This is a genomic window from uncultured Veillonella sp. (assembly GCF_934230905.1).
Classification (GTDB): domain Bacteria; phylum Bacillota; class Negativicutes; order Veillonellales; family Veillonellaceae; genus Veillonella.
The window spans coordinates 57,050-74,579 of record NZ_CAKQFJ010000005.1 but is presented as its reverse complement, the minus strand read 5'-3'; the positions used below and the strand labels follow the sequence as shown (position 1 = coordinate 74,579).

Here is a 17,530-nt window from a genome sequence, read left to right as displayed (position 1 = left end):
AAAGTATACATGCGTCTATAGCTCAGTAGGATAGAGCAGCAGTTTCCTAAACTGCGTGTCACTGGTTCGATTCCGGTTAGGCGCACCAGTATAAGCGAATGGGTATAAGGGTTTGCTAGACCTTATACCCATTTTTATTATTATAAAAATTGTTCCATGGCGATATAATTAAATTTAGGTTTTAAAGCCTAAATTATAGCATGAAAACATAAAAATTAGGTTTTAAAACCTTGAAGTGATATAATAGATATAGAATTGGGTTTTAAAACCCATTTTCAAGGAGGTGTGTGCATGTCATTAGTATCGCGACCATATTATTTAGATTTTCTTCGAAGACATAAAGATAGACCTATCATTAAAGTTGTTTCTGGTATACGGCGTTGTGGTAAATCTACGTTGTTTAAGCTATTTCAAGATGAGTTATTAGCCGATAATGTAACAGCTGAACAAATTATTGATATTAATTTTGAGTTGATGAAGTATGATAAACTAAGAGATTATCGGGCTTTATATGAATACATTAATGAACGGATTATTCCAAGTAAAAAAATGTATCTATTCCTCGATGAAATTCAGCATGTTCCATCATTTGAGCGTGTAGTAGATAACTTCTTTGTACAAGATAATATTGATATATATATTACAGGTTCTAATGCTTATTTTATGTCCTCTGATATGGCTACACTTCTCACAGGTCGCTATGTACAAATTGAGATGCTTCCCTTGTCTTATAAGGAATATGTTGATGCCTATAGTGAAAGTGGGCTTTCACGAATGGTCTTATATGAAAAATATGTAAGTGAAGGCTCATTCCCAGGGCTTTTACATATGTCGGAAAATTGGCAAGGTCGGCAGGATTATTTACAAGGTTTATTTAATACCGTTGTTTTAAAAGATATTGTTGATCGATTAAAAATTGCAGATATTAAATTACTTGAAAGTATTGTGAGATATGTTTTCGCCAATATTGGTAGCTTGATTAATCCCACAAAGATTGCGAATTCATTAACAAGCGCAGGTCGAAAGGTAGATAACAAAACTGTAGAACGTTATCTTAGGGGCTTAGAAGATAGTTTACTGTTATATAATACAGAACGATTTGATGTGCGTGGCAAAGAATTATTAAGGTTACGTCCTAAGTATTATGTAGTGGATATGGCTTTTAAGCAACTATTACTACCTGATATTAACCGTGATAGGGGTCATGTATTAGAAAATGTTGTATACCTTGAGTTACGGCGTCGAGGATATACAGTATATGTTGGACAATTAACAAAGGGCGAAATAGATTTCGTTGCTCAAAAGCCTGGTGGCATATTAGAGTACTACCAAGTATCAGAAAGTGTATTGGATCCAACTACTAGAGACAGAGAGTTAGCACCATTAGAAGCGGTTAAAGATCAGTATCCTAAATTTTTACTCACTATGGATGAGCTCTATAAATCTCATAATTATAATGGAATTCAGCAATGTAATGTATTAGACTGGTTATTAGGGATGTGATAATTCACATCCCTATTTTTGTATCTATATGTTGTTATTTAACATACTTATAAATCATGCCATTTAATTTATAAATAATGATATAATAAGATAAAATAGGATATTTGTATACAGTTGTTAAGTAAAGGTGCATCCTTATGAGTTTTTCCAATTGGATTCAAGAAAAATTATTCGACAATTACGAAGAATGGCGCATGAAGTGCCCTGATTATAATCGGAACGGTTTTAACATAGTAGGAATAGATAATACCTTACAGGCCATGCATGATGGATTTTCTATGTACGTGGAGGTATACCCACTTCATGCCATCGATGGATGTACAGCCATGAAAGCACGTGTAGGTAAAACGCAGGATGCAGTAGATTTATTCTTAGATATAGATGGCAAGACCTATCGTATGGCTGATGTAAGTTATCCTGACGCAGTAAAGATGATGCGGGCTTTTGTAAAGAAGCGCAGAGTACCTGATTGTAGTTTGTGTGTAGAAGTAGCGTATCTAGATATAGAGCAGATGAAATCGACATTTACAGAGCTGGCAACGCTATTGCTAGGCGATGCTAAACAAGCTACATCGTTTATGACCAAGGCTAAGTTGCGTTCCATGGAAGAATTAGAAGATAGCTGGTGGAACCTCTATGAGAAACTACAGTCTAAAGGTCGCGCTGTAGAGCTATCTTCAAAAATTGAATTAGAGGATTTTATTTATTATGTACAGAAGTTAATACGTAACAAGTCTTTAGATACTAGTGAAGGTCTAACTATTGTCCCATCAGCGTTAGATGAAGATCAAGTTATTATGGACTGGTGTGCTGATCTTAATTCCACTTGGAAAAACTATAAGTTAGTAGATATGGACATAGGAACAGATAGCTTTGTGCTCATAGTGCTTTCAAATGAGGAATTCAAAACAGCCCAAGAGTTAGCAAAAGAGCTATTACATAGAATCGATGTAGCTGAACGCTCATGATATAACAGAAATTATGATGAGTAGCGTGATTATAATGTAGGAGAGAGTCATATGAGTATTGTACGTCTACCAGAATATGAAGCCGAGTTTGAATCTGAAGTATTTGAAATCTATGCATTACCGCGTAGCGATGCGCATGGGGCTAGTCCTTATTTAGATAAGTACCATAGACCATTAGTGTTCACCGATGCTATTCTAGATACTCGAACTGGTGTGCTTGATCGTAGCGAAGGTATTTTGACTTGGATTATTGAGGGCCTTGACGATAGATGGGGCTATTCTTTTGAGCCACACGGTGTCTATAAATTGTTAGTTAAGAAAGCTAAGCCCATAGAGGATATAGGCTATATGCGTCCCTCTTGGAATAATCGCTATTATGTGCTTGAGATATTAGAGGAGCACGCTAAACATAGCGAATTAGAGGCGTTGTCGGCTTATCTGAAAACCCCTAAATACCTTCATACTGACAGGGGTGATTTTCTGTTAAATCGAGAGTATCAGTATTACACAGTGAGAATCGACGATTATGCATTCATCCTTGATGTAGACGAGGGCTCTGATGAAAGCTGTACTGTTGCGTTAGCTGCTTTTAATAAGATTGAAAATTTCAAAGATTTTGAACAACGAATTAGCGCATACATTAGTGAAACATTGTTAGATCTCGCTAATGATTGGCTCGACAATGACGACCAAGACCCAATTACGGCAGAAATATTTGCTAAGCGTATTACTATGGGCGAATTGGCGTTTCGTAATGATGGAACCATAGAGGTCTATTATGATGACGATGATATTTTCTGGGGACACTGCATCATAGCTAATATTGATACGGATGGGAACCCTGTTAGTGCGGATATTGCAGGATAATATTTTAGCGGAGAGAGACGATGGAAAATCTGTATAAAGAATTAAGAAGCTTTTTTGCCAATGATATGGATCTAAATGATTTATTTGACTCCGAAGCTATCATCTGGATTGACTGGCGCGAGGATGACGAAGATGTGGTGAACTATTTCAATGATATGATAGATGAGCCTATCGATATTAAAACGGTTAGTAATGGCAAGGCTTATGGTGACGATATTGTATTGAAAAATGGCGACAAAGAGCTACAAATTCCTTACGGTGATGAACAAGATCGGGATGTGACCATCAAATATTTCAATGACTTTGTTAAGCCTGATTATGAGGTGCGTTGGTTTGCTGAAAGCCTTGGAAATGATACACTCGGCTTTACCGTGCTTTCAGGGGCAGAATGGGCCAATTTAGAAGATGAATTTGGTATAGATACAGTTCGTTATTATTTTGAACCTATCGACCTTGAAAGCGACATATTTAATCTCGACATGGACGAAGTCTCTACGTTACTTGCGTTACGTGAAAACAGTGAAGGCGTTAATACGGAATTTGTAGGAACTCATGGTGAAATGCTATAAGAGGTAATTAATATGGACTACTTAGATATATTACGAAATGATGCCAAGTTAGCTGAAGATTTTGATACACTATTTGATTTTCGCTTGCTAGATGCGCTGGAGGAACGTGATACCGCTGAAGGTCGTTGTACGTTCTCTGTGCCGGGGATGGCATTTGCTGTAGATGGTGCTGGCGGTGAATATCATTTATTGGAGGATGGATCTATAGGTTATTGGAGTAGTGAGGGTGCTGCGGGTCGTTTAGCTGAAAGTATGGACGATTTGTTTCATTTGATCGTGTTTAGTATTTGTTGGCATGATTACTGTGACTCAAGTAAGTATACTGATGTGGCAACGCTTGAAGAATATGGTCGGAATAAGCAGTTGGATATTATCTCATACTCGCCGATGGAACTTTGGGAACCCATTGTGAAAGCTTTGCATATGCCCATAGACATGAAATTTTCACCTGTTTTACAGAAATTCTATGATGCGGCACATCGTGAACCTGTATATACTTGCTATTTTCATGAAGATGATGGGGGCATTACGGAATCAGAACATCTATTTTTCTAGTGTGTAGAAGGATTTGTGAAAGGATTTAATTATGGGACTAATTGCAACTTATAGCTGTTTAAGCGATGCGAATTTAAAAGAGCTTAAGGCCATGGGCTCAGAAGAAGAGGAAATTCTTGAAAGCGTTGAAGAGTGGAATGACGATGATGAATTATTGCTCGATATCGACAAGATGTGGGATGTACTTCACTTTGTTCTAACTGGTGTGGGCACTGACCATAAAGATGATAAAAATCCTCTTAGCCAAGCTGTACTAGGCGTAATGGCTATTGAGGATATATCAGACTATGTAGCATATACAGAACACAATCATTTAGCTAATATCGTGGCGGCCTTAGAACAGTTTGATATTGAAAACGCTCTGGAATCTTTTGATATGGCAGCGTGCAAAGAGGCGGAATTATATCCAAATATCTGGGACTACGATGAGGAAGAGGAAGAAATCAAAGACGAACTTCTTCATGATTTCGAGCAAATGAAACGATTCTATAAACAAGTGCTCGAAGCTAATGGGCATGTGCTTGTATCGATTTGTTAAGTTCGTTAAAATTTGTTGGCTATGGATCTAGTTATGGCCAAACTGATTATGCGACTGGCGAAGAAGAGGAATTGTAACATGGCAGTGTTAACGGAAAAGCAAATTAAATATGGGTTTGACTACTATCATAAGGATGACGCACGACCTAAATCTGTGGTAGAGGTCTCTCAATATGATGGTGAAGACAAGCTGATGATCAATTGTACACAGCTAGATGAAAACTATTCTGCTAAAGATAAGAAACGTATTTTACAGGAGTGGTGTAGTTTTTTACTAGAGAATCCGGATGCTTTTACAGAGCTTATGTTTTGCACAAGAATGCCCCAGAATTTATTTGATGCGGTATGTACCCAACGGAAACTCAAAAAATTACATATAAAATGGGGCGTCTATCCAGATATTTCAAAATTAGAGAACTTACAAGAACTAGAATATTTACACATTGGATCCGGTAGAAGTGTATCGAGTTTAGAGCCTATATCAAAATTAGAAAAATTAGTGGCTCTGTCGATTGAGAACTTTCAACAGATTGATGATTATACGCCATTAGCGCATTTGAAGCACCTTGAAAGTCTTGCTCTAGAAGGAGATTTCGCGGCTCCTAAAATTCTTAAGGTTCAATCCTTAGACTTTTTACGCCATATGAAACAGTTGCGCTTTTTTAGCTTTTTAACGGCAAAGGTGATAGATAAAGACTACTCTCCCATTTTAGAACTTAATAATTTAGAATATCTTACATTAAAGTCTTGTAAAGAGGTTAAGCAGTTGTATCCTCAATTCGTTAAACTGCCAAAATTAAAATATGGTACAGTTTTAGAACGACCAGAATTATATGAGAAATAAGGCTTGAAATATAAGTCATGAGCTATAACTTATAAGCCATAAAAGGGAGTAATCATAATGGATAAAGCGCGTAAAAAGGAATTATTAAAAGCTTATGCAGACGAGCAAAGGCAATCGTTTAAAGATAGTTTACCTATGGATGAAGAGTTATTTTGGCAATTATTTGATTATGTAGACGAGAAATTAGAGACCAATGACGGTTGCGATCATAGTCTGACTTTCACAAGAGAGTTTTTAGAAAAACAAAAGGTAGATGTTGAAAGTGTACTAGACTGGATTATCAACGAAGGTGGCGGTTGTGATTGCGAGGTTCTCTACAATGTAGAAGAGAGATTTGAAGAGTAATATCTATGTAATTGGGGAGATCTTCGTATACAGCTTGTTTTTGATTTAGAGCAAACTGTAAGCAGTCTAATGTAAATTTATTTGTGATTTTGGCAACCAAGTAATCTTTGGTAAAAAATCATAGTATACTAGAAACTTTATATACTTCCGGCGATGTTAGCGATTTTGTCTAAGAAGCGCCGGCGTTTTTCATCTGAGCTGTTTTCTGTGCCCGCTAACTGGGTATGTGTAACCGGTTTGAAACCGCAGGATTTTAGTACTTGATCTTTCATGACTTTGCCGTAGTCTTGTATAAATAGCGTTACAAAGGATGGCGTGTTGTGGGTGGTGATGATCCAAGCGGATTTTCCTTGTAAATGACCTATAAGGCCTCTTTTACCATATGAATAGGCAAAGCCCGCTGTAAATACGCGATCGATAAAGCCTTTGAGTATAGCTGGCATGCCGCCCCACCAAATAGGGTAGATAAAGATGATATGGTCCGCCCAAGTAATCAAATTACGATACTTTTCCATGTCCGGCACAGTGCTTAAATCTCGACGTTTGTGCGTGTCATCAAATCGCAATACAGGATCGAATTGCTCCTCATATAGATCCAAGGTTTTTACATTGTGGTCTTTTGAAAGATTCTGCTGCACTACTTTCAGAATAGCACTATTAAAACTTTGATGATTAGGATAGGTGTAAATGATTAAAATGTTCATGGCTAGTTCCTTTCTGATTAATTATCGTTGCTTGAGAGAATCTGTATAATAAAATGGTATCTATATTAAGTTAAAGTCTAGTGAAGAACATTTATTCTGAAAGTAAATGACGATAGAATTTGCTGAGGATGTATTGTTAATTCCTTGTATTTGCAAGTGTTACCATAAAGGTTTATAGTATAGGCATGTGATGTAATTATTCACATGCCTATTTTCTTTATAAGGAGGACGCTATGCAACACGTTCAAACCCGCAGTACTACATCCGCGTTAGTACTCACAGCCGTATTGATTGCCCTCGCTACATTGCTTACAATGTATACGAAAATTCCAGTACCTGGCATACGCGGCTATTTCAATGTTGGAGATGTCGTTATCATGACATCCGCTTTATTATTAGGTCGAAAATATGGTGCCTATATCGGTGCTATTGGCCCAGCGCTAGCTGATTTGTTCCTTGGCTACGCAGTTTTTGTACCAATCACCTTTGTGGTGAAAGGCATTGAAGGCTATCTTGTCGGGACTGTCTATAACAATAAGACAACTACCTCTGCGTTGGTAGCAACTGTCGTAGGTGGTATTATTATCGTAGCAGGCTACTTCATCGCCGAATACTTCGTATTTGATCCAGGCGTAGCCATTGCCGGTATTTTAACTAACACCATTCAAGCCGTTATGAGCGTTATCGTGAGCATGATACTCTATGCGATTTTGCGTAAACGATTGGGATAGGATTACTGATTCACAATTCATATACAAATTATGATGTAATTTGTATATGAGGAGGTGCTTTTATGGGGTTATTACGTGAAAGTATCCGACCATCGTCGGATTTAAGAAATAAATATAATGAAATCTCTACAGTTTTGAAAACAAGGGATGAAGCTTGTATTATGACGGTGAATGGTCGTGGTGATACGGTATGTATGGGATATGAAACCTATAATAAATTGAAAGCACAGATAGAATTATTAGAGGCTATTGCATTGGCTGAGGAAGACGAACGAAAAGGTAGAATGGGTCCTATTGAGGATACTTTTATCAGCATAGAACAGTTGTTAGCTGAGGCCGAATAGTTATGGTATAGATGAATAAAGGGAGGCTCCGTTCTGAGTCTCCCTTTGTTAGTTATAAATAGACTAATATTTAGTAATAGATTTTTTGTTGCGGTCGTTCCTTAATTACAGTATGTTGCGTTCTTCAAAGATCGCTTTCACCGTAAACAGTGCGTTCAGCACGCGTGGAAATCCCGCATAGGGGATGCAGTGGGTACAGACCTCTACGATTTGCTCTGGCGCGATACCGACGTTGAGTGCCGCATTGGTGTGTACTTTCAGCTGTGCTTCACAACCGCCCAGCGTTAAAAGGGACGCGAGCGTAATCAGTTCTCGTTCCTTGAAATCTAGGTTGGGGCGCGTGTAGATGTCGCCGAACAACTCGACCAATAAATCGGCTATAGCCGGTGAAATCTCTTGAATCGTGTTATACACCTCCTCGCCGTGCAGCCCGTCAATTTGTTTCAATGTGTTCATACCGATGTTAAAACGTGTTTCTTTCATAATTATTACCTCCGTCTAGACGTATGATATATGCTCGAGTATACTTGAGGTCAAGGTGGTGAAAGTATGAAAATCGGTGAATTTTCAAAATTGGTGGGACTGTCTATTTCTACATTGCGATATTACGAGGAGCAAGGGTTTCTTCACATCGAGCGACAGAACGGTATTCGTAATTACCATGCGGAGGATGTGGGGTTTGTGCAGTTTATTAAACGATTGAAAGATATGGGAATGCCGCTTGTGAATATCAAGCGATATGCGGATTTACGGTATGCTGGATCTCATACGGTCCATGAAAGAATGACATTACTACAAGACCATTATCGGTTTATTGAGGCCGAAATCAAACGATTGGAAGGTTATAAGAATAATCTAGAAGATAAATTGAAGTTGTATGAAACTGTAATAAAGAAAAAGGAGATCTAAATGGCAAATTTACCTAACTGACCTAAGTGTGGCGACGAATATACATACGAAGATGGTCATATGTACATCTGTCCTATGTGTGGTCATGAATGGACAGCTTCCGATGCTGCGGCTGCAGCTGAAGTCAGCATTATTCGTGATGCTAATGGCAACGAATTAGCTGATGACAAGTCAGTAGGGATTTTTTCGTGCTATAATCTAAGTGTAATGTGTTACGTAGGCCTATATAATTTGAGGAGCCATTATGATATCTCAAGAGGAATTAAAAACGTGTACGTATAATTTATTAAAAGAACGGGGGATTACCGTTCAATCTATTGCAGACATTGTGATGATAATTCAGCAACCTTATATACCGGATTTAACCATGGATGAATGTATAGAAAGTGTACAGTCCGTGCTTGAAAAGCGAGAAACGCAAAATGCCATCATTACGGGAATTGAATTGGATAAGTTGGCTGAGCAGAAAGCATTATCTGAGCCATTACAAAGCATTATGACTCGCGATGAGGCTTTGTTTGGGATTGATGAGATTCTTGCTTTATCCATTGTAAATTTGTATGGATCCATTGGATTTACGAACTATGGTTATATTGATAAAGTAAAACCTGGTATTATTAGACATCTTGATAGTAAAGTGGATAGTCATTGCAATACATTTCTTGATGATTTGGTTGGTGCCGTGGCAGCTGCAGCAGCAGGCCGAATTGCGCATAACATGCCGAATCGGGTGCACCATGTTATTGTGGAGGGATAGAACATGAACGTATTAGTCGTAATTGATATGCAACATGATTTTGTGGATGGTTCGCTTGGTTCTCCGCAGGCTCAAGCTATTGTAGAGAATGTCCGTCAAAAAATCGCATCCTTTGACGGACCTATTATTTTTACACGGGATACTCATGATGGCGAGTATCTTGAAAGCCAAGAAGGTCAACATTTACCTGTTGTACATTGTGTAAAAGATACAGATGGTTGGCAAATAGTAGAGGGACTTTTAGAAACGGCAGAAAAACGCAGCACCATTCATCCGTCTTTTATTATTGATAAGCCTAACTTCGGATCCTCTGAATTAGTAACGCGCTTACAAGGTATGAATACAGCAGAGCCTATTGAAAGTATAACCTTAGTGGGCCTTTGTACAGATATTTGTGTTGTATCGAATGCAGTATTATTAAAGACTGGCTTGCCAGAGGTACCTGTTCACATAGATGCCAAGTGTTGTGCTGGTGTGACACCAGAGTCGCATGAGGCTGCCTTAACTACTATGAAAATGTGCCAATGTATTATTGATTAAAAAATATAGCCATGGATACAGATTTTCTAATCGATATCGTTTATCATAGATATATAAGTAAGACATACATCAGAAATAATTACTATGTAATAAAGATTGATAATACGAGGTAATGTACATGGAAAAGAAATTAGATATGTCCAAATCCGTTTATGATTTGGTACAAGAATATCCAGAGGTTATAGATATCATGAAAGGATTGGGGTTCACTGAAATTACCAATAAGGTGATGCTCCATTCTGTTGGTAAAATTATGACCATCCCTAAAGGGGCTAAGATGAAGGGCATTTCTATGATAGATATCGTAGGTGCTTTTATGAAAGCTGGCTTTACATTAGAAGGTGATATGCCAAATTTACATGGTGACGAAGCAAATGCAACGATTCCAGCAGAAACTGCAAACGTAGCATCTACTCCTTCAGCAGAATCTATAAAAGAAGAATCTACAGCAGCAATCAATCCCGATGCAAAAGCGGATAACACCGTGCCAGACAGTGAACGGGTAGAGCAATTAAAGGGATTCTTAAAACGGTTAGGTACAGGCGAGGCTCTTGGCAATGTGCGCAAAGATTTTGCCAGTCAATTTAAGCATGTAGAAGCTAGTGAAATTATGAAGGCTGAACAAGGCTTAATGCGCGAAGGCACACCTCTTGAAGAGGTACAACAATTGTGCGACCTTCACTCTGCCTTGTTCCACGGTTCTACCATTCATGAACAAATGGAAGAGGAACATGCAAAGGTTGAGGCTGCCTTAGAAGCACAAGACAAGAAGCAAACGGTTACAACGCTTGTAGAAACGGTAGGCCATCCACTTAACCAACTGACAGAGGAAAATAAGGCTCTTAATGATCTTATTGAAGAAATTCGCCCTAAGGTGGCAGATAAAACGGCAACTATTGATGATGTAAACAGCGTGCGCCAACTATCTGTTCATTATGCCAAAAAAGGGGATTTATTATATCCGAAATTAAAGGTGGATTATGCTATTGGTGGCCCATCTATGGTGATGTGGACTGTTGATGGTGATATTCGAGACCAATTAGGCGACCTAACAAAATCTAGCCAAAGTGTAGATGATTGGTATCGTCGGTTTGATGAACTTCTTACACGTGCGCAAGAAATGATTTACAAGGAACAAAATATCTTGTTCCCAATCTGTGCGGAAAATTTTTCGACTCAAGACTGGTACCAAATCTATAAGGATACTGCACAATATGAGGAAATCTTTGGTGTAAAACGCCTTGTTTGGACAGAGGCTGAGCATGCATTAGCTGAAAGCCCTGCATCGGCTAGTTCGGCAGATAATACGATTGCCCTCATTGGTGGTACTTTCACCCTTGACCAATTGGAAGCGATGCTCAACACAATGCCGATGGAAGTAACCTTTGTTGACCATGAAGACATTAACCGTTACTTTAACGACGGCGAAAAGGTCTTTAAACGCCCTACTACGGCAATCGGTCGCGATGTGTTCTCGTGCCATCCACCAAAGGTAGAACCAATCGTGCGTGGTATCATCGACTCCTTCCGCAAAGGGGACCGCGATAATGTGGCTGTATGGCTTGAAAAACAAGGCCGCCCATTCTATGTAAATTATATGGCTGTTCGCGACAAAAACAAGAAATATCTTGGTACATTAGAGCTTGTACAAGATATGCAATTTGCAAAGGAACATTTTGCAAGAGTTAAGTAATACAATCTATATTAATAATATATGATAAAGAGGCTGTTCTAGTAGTGATGCTAGAGCAGCCTCTTTTGGTGTTATGTAGTAAAGAATATATAGGCTTAAGGCCGTATATGATTTATGATACTGTGCGTAGCAGCCTTGATATTAGCTAGTCTGGTTGCCAAGTTTAATCGCACAAAGGTGGCGTAGCTTTCACCGCCAAACCATTCACCAAAGCTAGGGGCGATGCGGCATTGATTCTCGAATAGGTCGTGCATATCTTCGGCCCTTACATAGGCGCCAAAATCTATCCACGCTAAATAGGTGCCGTTCATGGGGCTGATGCGGATTTTGGGTAGTGCTGTACCGAGCTCTCGACACAGATATTCGTAGTTTTCACGAATGACAGCTAGCACATCTGTAAGCCATGCTTCCGCCTCCAGGTGTGTGTAGGCTTCTGTGATGGCTGTTTCGGCAATAACGTCCGAGTCTGTATGGTATACATGAGCTTTATAGGCATTGTACTGGCTTCGCAATCTTTCGTTAGGGATAATAATCTCTGCGTGATGCAAGCTAGCCATATTGAACGACTTAGACACAGACGACATTGCAATGATATCGTCCTTGTATATGCCATTAGATACAGATAAGGCGGATGTAAATGCTGTTGAACCTGTGATGAGGTCTTGATGGATTTCGTCGCTAATGATGAGCACATTGTGTTGCTTACAGATGCTAAATAATCGGTCCATTTCTTCTTCGGTCCATACGTGGCCTACAGGGTTATGCGGATTGCAGTGGATGAAAACCTTCACATCGTTTTGACTAATGGCAGACTCGAATGCGTCATAATCAACAGTGTATCCATTGGTTATCGTGCGATGTAGCGGCACCGCAACGATGCGTCTATTTGCATCATTGGCACGGGCATCGAAGGCTCCGTACACGGGCGTAAGAACTGCTATGGCATCGTTTGGTTTGGTGAAAGTCCCAATACACCACATGATACCGGTAATGACATTGGGGGCACTAGCGAGCCAATGTTGTTCAATACTGCAGTTGTGACGACGCTTATACCAGTGGATGACGGCCTGAATATAATTGGGATTTGTCATGGTATAGCCAAGTGGGTTGGTCTTTACATAGTTTGAAATCGCCTCTTGTAGGCATGGTGGAGTCATGAAATCCATGTCTGCCACCCACAGTGGTAATAGGTCGGTGCGACTAAATTTTAAGTGTTCACCATTCCATTTGCGGGAATGCGTACCTCGTCGGTCTATATAGTATGTTTTGGTAAAGTCTGTTGTATTCATGGTGATACCTCATTTGTTGTATTGTATGTATGTATTATAGCAATAAATGTATATAAAATAAGCATATTATAGCTTCACTCCTTGACGGAGCTCGCTTTCACAATTTAAAATGTACTATAGAATAGTGTGTGTCTCACCAGTGACCACACTCGTATCGAATGGTTACAAATGATAAATTCTTGGCCGTATATAGTAGGCAATGTTCATATGTGAGGATGCTTCATCGAACTAAGCCGCTATATAGGAAGGCTAATATAAGTATAGTACTGGATCCTGTTGAGGAGGCATGTGCCATGAGTAATGAATTGAAACCCCTTCATTTTGATGCGGATTACACGATGGAGGAGGCACTCGCTGAGGCGAAACGTTGTCTAAATTGTCCAAAACCTTTGTGCCGCATGGGGTGTCCTATTGAAAACGAAATCCCTCGTTTTATCCAAGCTATTGCACACGGTAACTTTGGGTTAGCTAATGATATTTTGGCAGAACGTACAAATTTGCCAGCTATTTGCGGTCGTGTATGCCCTCGTGAAAATCAATGCGAAGGTAACTGCATTATGAACAAGGCTAAGAAACCACCTATCAATATCGGTAAATTGGAACGCTTTGCTGCCGATTTTGAAAGCATCAATGAATTACGTAAACCTAAGAAAATTAAACAAGATCTTGGCAAGGTAGCCGTTGTTGGTTCTGGCCCTGCAGGTTTGTCTGTTGCCGGTGACGTAGCGAAGCTTGGTTATGATGTCACTGTATTTGAAGGGCAATCTGAACCAGGCGGTGTATTGTTATTCGGTATTCCTGAGTTCCGTTTATCTAAATCTGTTGTACGCCGTGAAATTGCACGGTTAGAAGGGTTAGGCGTTAAATTCGTATGTAATACATTTATTGGTCAAGATAAGACATTAGATGAATTGTTTGCAGAAGGATTTGATTCTATCTTTATCGGTACAGGTACACACATTCCTCAAGCGGTACGCATGGATAATGATGAAATTCATGGTGTATTCCAAGCGATGTATTTGTTGACAAATGTACAACTAGTAGACAATGGTGAACTTGATGAAGCGCAAATCCCTGTAAGAAAAGGTGATCGCGTTATTATCATTGGTGGTGGTAACGTAGCTATGGATGCGGCTCGTACGTGCGTGCGTTTAGGTTGCGAATCTGTAACTGTAGCATATCGTCGTAGCCAAGAACAAATGCCTGCATTGTTATCTGAATATGAAGAAGCACGTGCTGAAGGTGTTCAATTCCAATGGTTCGCTTCTCCAGTAGGCGTAGAGGGTAAAGATAAAGTAGAAGGCTTTAAATACGAAGTAATGGCCCTCAACGATGATGGTGCGGGTATCCATGGTACAGGCAAATACCAAGTAATGCCTGTTGATAAAATCATCATCGCTGCTGGTCATAAACCAAATGCACGTCTTGTTGGTGAAGGTAATAACCTTCGTGTAGATGAAAAAGGTTACATCATTACATCTGAAGAACCTTATGGCATGACAAGCCGTGAAGGTGTATTCGCTGGTGGTGACGTAGTTCATAAACCAGCGACTGTAGTACTCGCTATGCGCGAAGCTAAAAAAGCTGTTGATGGTATGGTTAAGTACATGGAAATCAAACGTGCTATGGCTATTGCAGAAGAGCATAAATAAGAATGTAATGTACAAGAACGTACATGTATATGTATGTAAATATAATTTTATAACATAATATGTATAAAAATCCCTTGCGATATGAATATACCGCAAGGGATTTTCTATTATATGTCATCAGTAATCAAGTCATTATGGTCCCGCATGTTTAGTTGGCGTATTGTGAAGGTAAAGAGTTGCTGTTGTAAAGAGTAGAAAGTGAGGTTTCTATGACGTTTGAAATCGTATGTAGTGAAGCACAGTCAGAAAAGGCTATCCAGCACTTAGGCGTTCTCATTCTCTTATGGCGCCGCCATTTTCAGATGACTCAGCAAGACTTAGCAAAACGAACCGGATTATTACAGTCATATATTAGCGGGCTGGAGAAGGGGAATATTGATCCCCGTTTATCTACACTGTGTAGGATAGTCAGTGGATTTGAACATATGTCACTGGATACCTTTTTTGAAGGACCGGATATAGGGGTTATCGACTTTCACGCCATAGAACCAAGACATATAGATTTTCATTAAGGATTAAAACCCTAAATCTTCGTTGATAATAATAACCTCCATAGTTTGCATGTTACGCATTTTCTTGTAGTAAATGGTTAAGGCATTGCAAATTCTATCGGGTGAACCACAGTCATAACATTTTTCTTCTAATTTGGCACAAGGATTGAGCGAGCTTTTCTTGTTCTTTTTACTGTTCAGTGGTGCTGCCACATTGCGTGCTCGATAGATGGCAGAGGCCAAGTCAGGGGTAATTTTATTGCGGCCTAGCACAAAGAATACCTCTTGTGATCCAAATAGGGATGCTGCTACACGGTTGCCAGTGCCATCAATATTGACCATTTCGCCTGTTTGTGCCAAGGCGTTAACAGAGGTTAAAAATACATCGCGGCCCATGGTGCGTAATGCGGTATCGCGGAAGCTTTCATCCGGAAGAGGACGCTGAATATCCGTGATGTCATCATTGACCTTGGATAAAGCATCATGAACCTTGAGCTCCAATAAGGTGCGTGAATCACCGATAGCCACTCGTTTATGTTGAATGCGAGACTGTAAATAGGCCACCGCATCATCACCGGTCTCAAAGTAATGGACTACAAACTTATTGCGTTCTAAGGCTTTGATGGTTTTCTCTATATCGATGGGGGTATCGTTGATTTGAGGATTGATAACTGCGTTGATTGTTGTTTCTGTATTGGCCATGAGTCCTCCTAGATTTCATATAAACTAGTGAGATAAACAGTATTTTCGAAGTAATGTAAGGTAAAGATTATTTTCTAAGTAATACAGTATTTCTATTACTAGTATTGTACTGTTTTATGTGGTGGTTATTCAACATAAGGAAATCATGTTTTTAGGTAAAAGGATGATACGATAGTATAGATCATTTTTAATGTAAAACATTGGAATAGAATCCATATTTAAGTGCTAAATAGTAAAACTTTGGAATGAAATCCAACTTTATTCTTTAATTCCTGCCTATGAGTCCTATCTTCGTGAAAGCTCATTCCCTTATACGCTACATCGTGAGCTCGCACCTCTTAAGGCTGTACAAGACCAATATCCAAAGTTTTTGCTCACATTGGATGAATTAAATAAAAATGCAAATTATGACGGAATTCAACAACGAAATGTTTTAGAATGGTTGTTAGAGAGCTATTAAATTGTTATAATAATAGTATTGATATGGCATAAAGCCAATGTTAAGGAGGCAAAAATCGTGGACTTAATTCAAAAATTAAAAGACCAAGTAAAACCATTAGGTAAAAAAATCGTGTTGCCAGAATACAAAGATGAACGTGTATTGAAAGCAACTGAAACAATTTTGAAAGAAGGTTTCGTAACACCTGTTCTTGTTGGTAACCCTGCTGAAATCGCTACGGCTGCTAAAGCTGCTGGTGTATCTGTAGAAGGTGCTGAAATCATCGATCCAGCTAACTACGATCGTTACCAAGAAATGGTTGATACATTCGTAGAATTGCGTGCTAAAAAAGGTATGACTCCTGAAAAAGCTGACGCAACTATGAAAGGTGATTGCTTGTTCTTCGGTGCTATGCTTGTTCGTCTTGGCGCTGTAGATGGCATGGTTGCAGGTTCCGGTTGCCCAACTGCTAATGTATTGCGTGCTGCATTACAAGTAGTAGGTACTAAACCAGGTCTTAAAACTGTATCTTCCTCCATGTTCATGTTCACAAGCAAAAAAGAATATGGTGATGATGGTATGCTAGTATTCTCCGATTGCGGCGTATTGCCTAACCCAACTAGCGAACAATTAGCTGATATTGCAGAATCTACTGTAGAAAAAGCTCGCAAAGTTGTTGGTATGGCTGATCCTCGTGTATCCATGTTATCCTTCTCCACTAAAGGTTCCGCTTCCACTCCAGAAGTAGATAAAGTGGTTGAAGCTGTTAACATCTTGAAAGAACGTAATGTTGACTTCAAATTTGATGGCGAATTACAATTGGACGCTTCCATCGTTCCTTCCGTAGCAGAAAAGAAAGCTCCTGGCTCTAATGTAGCTGGTAAAGCTAACATCTTGATTTTCCCTGATCTTCAAGCTGCTAACATTGGTTACAAATTGGTACAACGTTTCTCCGGTGCTGACGCTCTTGGCCCATTGATTCAAGGTTTAGCTAAACCAGTTCATGACCTTTCTCGTGGTTGCTCCGCTCAAGACGTTGTAGACGTTGCGGCTATTGCTGCTGTTGAAAGCATCTAATTTCAATTACAACT

Annotated in this window: 21 protein-coding genes, 1 tRNA gene and 2 pseudogenes; 20 read left to right on the top strand and 4 right to left on the bottom strand. The window is 39.3% G+C overall.

Annotation, left to right across the window (positions count from 1 at the left end):
• Window positions 1-11 precede the first annotated feature (11 nt).
• From Q0E20_RS02270 to Q0E20_RS02230, 9 genes are all read left to right on the top strand, one after another.
• Window positions 12-88, top strand: a tRNA-Arg gene (locus Q0E20_RS02270).
• Between the two features lie 203 nt (window positions 89-291).
• The gene (locus tag Q0E20_RS02265; RefSeq protein WP_295995667.1) at window positions 292-1,503 is read left to right on the top strand and encodes an ATP-binding protein; all 1,212 of its coding nucleotides are present in this window, start codon (window positions 292-294) and stop codon (window positions 1,501-1,503) included.
• 137 nt (window positions 1,504-1,640) lie between these two features.
• Complete coding sequence (locus Q0E20_RS02260; RefSeq protein ID WP_295995664.1) at window positions 1,641-2,471, top strand: DUF6630 family protein; 831 nt, start codon at window positions 1,641-1,643, stop codon at window positions 2,469-2,471.
• A 51-nt stretch (window positions 2,472-2,522) separates the two neighbouring features.
• Complete coding sequence (locus Q0E20_RS02255; protein ID WP_295995660.1) at window positions 2,523-3,338, top strand: DUF2262 domain-containing protein; 816 nt, start codon at window positions 2,523-2,525, stop codon at window positions 3,336-3,338.
• 20 nt (window positions 3,339-3,358) lie between these two features.
• Window positions 3,359-3,907 (top strand): hypothetical protein, encoded by a 549-nt coding sequence (locus tag Q0E20_RS02250; RefSeq protein WP_295995658.1) that lies wholly within the window; start codon window positions 3,359-3,361, stop codon window positions 3,905-3,907.
• A 12-nt stretch (window positions 3,908-3,919) separates the two neighbouring features.
• Window positions 3,920-4,462, top strand: a complete 543-nt coding sequence (locus Q0E20_RS02245) for a hypothetical protein (protein WP_295995655.1) — start codon at window positions 3,920-3,922, stop codon at window positions 4,460-4,462.
• Window positions 4,463-4,493: 31 nt separating this feature from the next.
• Window positions 4,494-5,000, top strand: coding sequence for a YfbM family protein (locus Q0E20_RS02240; protein ID WP_295995653.1), 507 nt, complete (start codon window positions 4,494-4,496; stop codon window positions 4,998-5,000).
• Between the two features lie 78 nt (window positions 5,001-5,078).
• Window positions 5,079-5,843 (top strand): leucine-rich repeat domain-containing protein, encoded by a 765-nt coding sequence (locus tag Q0E20_RS02235; RefSeq protein WP_295995651.1) that lies wholly within the window; start codon window positions 5,079-5,081, stop codon window positions 5,841-5,843.
• Between the two features lie 57 nt (window positions 5,844-5,900).
• Window positions 5,901-6,188: a DUF2695 domain-containing protein gene (locus Q0E20_RS02230; RefSeq protein WP_295995648.1), complete on the top strand. Its 288-nt coding sequence runs from the start codon at window positions 5,901-5,903 to the stop codon at window positions 6,186-6,188.
• 137 nt (window positions 6,189-6,325) lie between these two features.
• Here Q0E20_RS02230 and Q0E20_RS02225 read toward each other — a convergent pair whose 3' ends face one another.
• Window positions 6,326-6,892: an NAD(P)H-dependent oxidoreductase gene (locus Q0E20_RS02225; RefSeq protein ID WP_118353888.1), complete on the bottom strand. Its 567-nt coding sequence runs from the start codon at window positions 6,890-6,892 to the stop codon at window positions 6,326-6,328.
• Window positions 6,893-7,125: 233 nt separating this feature from the next.
• Here Q0E20_RS02225 and Q0E20_RS02220 point away from each other — a divergent pair, with 233 nt between their 5' ends.
• Window positions 7,126-7,623, top strand: coding sequence for an ECF transporter S component (locus Q0E20_RS02220; protein WP_295995643.1), 498 nt, complete (start codon window positions 7,126-7,128; stop codon window positions 7,621-7,623).
• A 62-nt stretch (window positions 7,624-7,685) separates the two neighbouring features.
• Window positions 7,686-7,967 (top strand): type II toxin-antitoxin system Phd/YefM family antitoxin, encoded by a 282-nt coding sequence (locus Q0E20_RS02215; RefSeq protein ID WP_119208752.1) that lies wholly within the window; start codon window positions 7,686-7,688, stop codon window positions 7,965-7,967.
• Window positions 7,968-8,072: 105 nt separating this feature from the next.
• Here Q0E20_RS02215 and Q0E20_RS02210 read toward each other — a convergent pair whose 3' ends face one another.
• A complete protein-coding gene (locus Q0E20_RS02210) occupies window positions 8,073-8,450 on the bottom strand; it encodes a carboxymuconolactone decarboxylase family protein (RefSeq protein WP_295995640.1) in 378 nt (125 codons plus the stop codon).
• A 66-nt stretch (window positions 8,451-8,516) separates the two neighbouring features.
• Between Q0E20_RS02210 and Q0E20_RS02205 the strand changes: the two genes are divergently transcribed.
• From Q0E20_RS02205 to Q0E20_RS02190, 5 genes and pseudogenes are all read left to right on the top strand, one after another.
• A complete protein-coding gene (locus Q0E20_RS02205) occupies window positions 8,517-8,876 on the top strand; it encodes a MerR family transcriptional regulator (RefSeq protein ID WP_295995637.1) in 360 nt (119 codons plus the stop codon).
• Window positions 8,877-9,041: pseudogene (locus Q0E20_RS09435) on the top strand (alkylphosphonate utilization protein); the annotation flags it as partial.
• Window positions 9,042-9,120: 79 nt separating this feature from the next.
• On the top strand, window positions 9,121-9,633 hold the full coding sequence (locus tag Q0E20_RS02200) for a phosphatidylglycerophosphatase A (protein WP_295995633.1): 513 nt from the start codon (window positions 9,121-9,123) through the stop codon (window positions 9,631-9,633).
• Between the two features lie 3 nt (window positions 9,634-9,636).
• Window positions 9,637-10,173 carry a cysteine hydrolase family protein gene (locus tag Q0E20_RS02195; RefSeq protein ID WP_295995629.1) on the top strand — a complete coding sequence of 179 codons (537 nt, stop codon included), beginning with the start codon at window positions 9,637-9,639 and terminating at the stop codon, window positions 10,171-10,173.
• A 118-nt stretch (window positions 10,174-10,291) separates the two neighbouring features.
• The gene (locus Q0E20_RS02190; protein WP_295995626.1) at window positions 10,292-11,866 is read left to right on the top strand and encodes a DUF438 domain-containing protein; all 1,575 of its coding nucleotides are present in this window, start codon (window positions 10,292-10,294) and stop codon (window positions 11,864-11,866) included.
• 95 nt (window positions 11,867-11,961) lie between these two features.
• Here Q0E20_RS02190 and Q0E20_RS02185 read toward each other — a convergent pair whose 3' ends face one another.
• Window positions 11,962-13,155 (bottom strand): MalY/PatB family protein, encoded by a 1,194-nt coding sequence (locus Q0E20_RS02185; RefSeq protein WP_295995623.1) that lies wholly within the window; start codon window positions 13,153-13,155, stop codon window positions 11,962-11,964.
• A 293-nt stretch (window positions 13,156-13,448) separates the two neighbouring features.
• Here Q0E20_RS02185 and Q0E20_RS02180 point away from each other — a divergent pair, with 293 nt between their 5' ends.
• Together Q0E20_RS02180 and Q0E20_RS02175 are read left to right on the top strand one after the other, a co-directional pair.
• A complete protein-coding gene (locus Q0E20_RS02180) occupies window positions 13,449-14,807 on the top strand; it encodes an NAD(P)-dependent oxidoreductase (protein ID WP_295995620.1) in 1,359 nt (452 codons plus the stop codon).
• A gap of 209 nt (window positions 14,808-15,016) precedes the next feature.
• Window positions 15,017-15,319, top strand: a complete 303-nt coding sequence (locus Q0E20_RS02175; RefSeq protein WP_295995617.1) for a helix-turn-helix domain-containing protein — start codon at window positions 15,017-15,019, stop codon at window positions 15,317-15,319.
• 3 nt (window positions 15,320-15,322) lie between these two features.
• Here the strand turns inward: Q0E20_RS02175 and Q0E20_RS02170 are convergent, their stop codons facing one another.
• A complete protein-coding gene (locus Q0E20_RS02170; RefSeq protein WP_295995615.1) occupies window positions 15,323-16,000 on the bottom strand; it encodes a lactate utilization protein in 678 nt (225 codons plus the stop codon).
• A gap of 307 nt (window positions 16,001-16,307) precedes the next feature.
• Here Q0E20_RS02170 and Q0E20_RS02165 point away from each other — a divergent pair.
• Together Q0E20_RS02165 and pta are read left to right on the top strand one after the other, a co-directional pair.
• Window positions 16,308-16,460 (top strand): annotated as a pseudogene (locus tag Q0E20_RS02165) (ATPase); the annotation flags it as partial.
• Between the two features lie 57 nt (window positions 16,461-16,517).
• Complete coding sequence (pta, locus tag Q0E20_RS02160; protein ID WP_295995613.1) at window positions 16,518-17,516, top strand: phosphate acetyltransferase; 999 nt, start codon at window positions 16,518-16,520, stop codon at window positions 17,514-17,516.
• Window positions 17,517-17,530: the final 14 nt, after the last annotated feature.

Coding starts and splice junctions, on each gene's coding strand:
- Q0E20_RS02190 (WP_295995626.1), top strand. CDS start 10,292: ATGGAAAAGAAATTAGATATGTCCAAATCCGTTTATGATTTGGTACAA.
- Q0E20_RS02170 (WP_295995615.1), bottom strand. CDS start 16,000: ATGGCCAATACAGAAACAACAATCAACGCAGTTATCAATCCTCAAATC.
- Q0E20_RS02235 (WP_295995651.1), top strand. CDS start 5,079: ATGGCAGTGTTAACGGAAAAGCAAATTAAATATGGGTTTGACTACTAT.
- Q0E20_RS02225 (WP_118353888.1), bottom strand. CDS start 6,892: ATGAACATTTTAATCATTTACACCTATCCTAATCATCAAAGTTTTAAT.
- Q0E20_RS02265 (WP_295995667.1), top strand. CDS start 292: ATGTCATTAGTATCGCGACCATATTATTTAGATTTTCTTCGAAGACAT.
- Q0E20_RS02205 (WP_295995637.1), top strand. CDS start 8,517: ATGAAAATCGGTGAATTTTCAAAATTGGTGGGACTGTCTATTTCTACA.
- Q0E20_RS02220 (WP_295995643.1), top strand. CDS start 7,126: ATGCAACACGTTCAAACCCGCAGTACTACATCCGCGTTAGTACTCACA.
- Q0E20_RS02240 (WP_295995653.1), top strand. CDS start 4,494: ATGGGACTAATTGCAACTTATAGCTGTTTAAGCGATGCGAATTTAAAA.
- Q0E20_RS02230 (WP_295995648.1), top strand. CDS start 5,901: ATGGATAAAGCGCGTAAAAAGGAATTATTAAAAGCTTATGCAGACGAG.
- Q0E20_RS02255 (WP_295995660.1), top strand. CDS start 2,523: ATGAGTATTGTACGTCTACCAGAATATGAAGCCGAGTTTGAATCTGAA.
- Q0E20_RS02180 (WP_295995620.1), top strand. CDS start 13,449: ATGAGTAATGAATTGAAACCCCTTCATTTTGATGCGGATTACACGATG.
- Q0E20_RS02185 (WP_295995623.1), bottom strand. CDS start 13,155: ATGAATACAACAGACTTTACCAAAACATACTATATAGACCGACGAGGT.
- Q0E20_RS02245 (WP_295995655.1), top strand. CDS start 3,920: ATGGACTACTTAGATATATTACGAAATGATGCCAAGTTAGCTGAAGAT.
- Q0E20_RS02210 (WP_295995640.1), bottom strand. CDS start 8,450: ATGAAAGAAACACGTTTTAACATCGGTATGAACACATTGAAACAAATT.
- Q0E20_RS02250 (WP_295995658.1), top strand. CDS start 3,359: ATGGAAAATCTGTATAAAGAATTAAGAAGCTTTTTTGCCAATGATATG.
- Q0E20_RS02195 (WP_295995629.1), top strand. CDS start 9,637: ATGAACGTATTAGTCGTAATTGATATGCAACATGATTTTGTGGATGGT.
- Q0E20_RS02215 (WP_119208752.1), top strand. CDS start 7,686: ATGGGGTTATTACGTGAAAGTATCCGACCATCGTCGGATTTAAGAAAT.
- Q0E20_RS02260 (WP_295995664.1), top strand. CDS start 1,641: ATGAGTTTTTCCAATTGGATTCAAGAAAAATTATTCGACAATTACGAA.
- Q0E20_RS02200 (WP_295995633.1), top strand. CDS start 9,121: ATGATATCTCAAGAGGAATTAAAAACGTGTACGTATAATTTATTAAAA.
- Q0E20_RS02175 (WP_295995617.1), top strand. CDS start 15,017: ATGACGTTTGAAATCGTATGTAGTGAAGCACAGTCAGAAAAGGCTATC.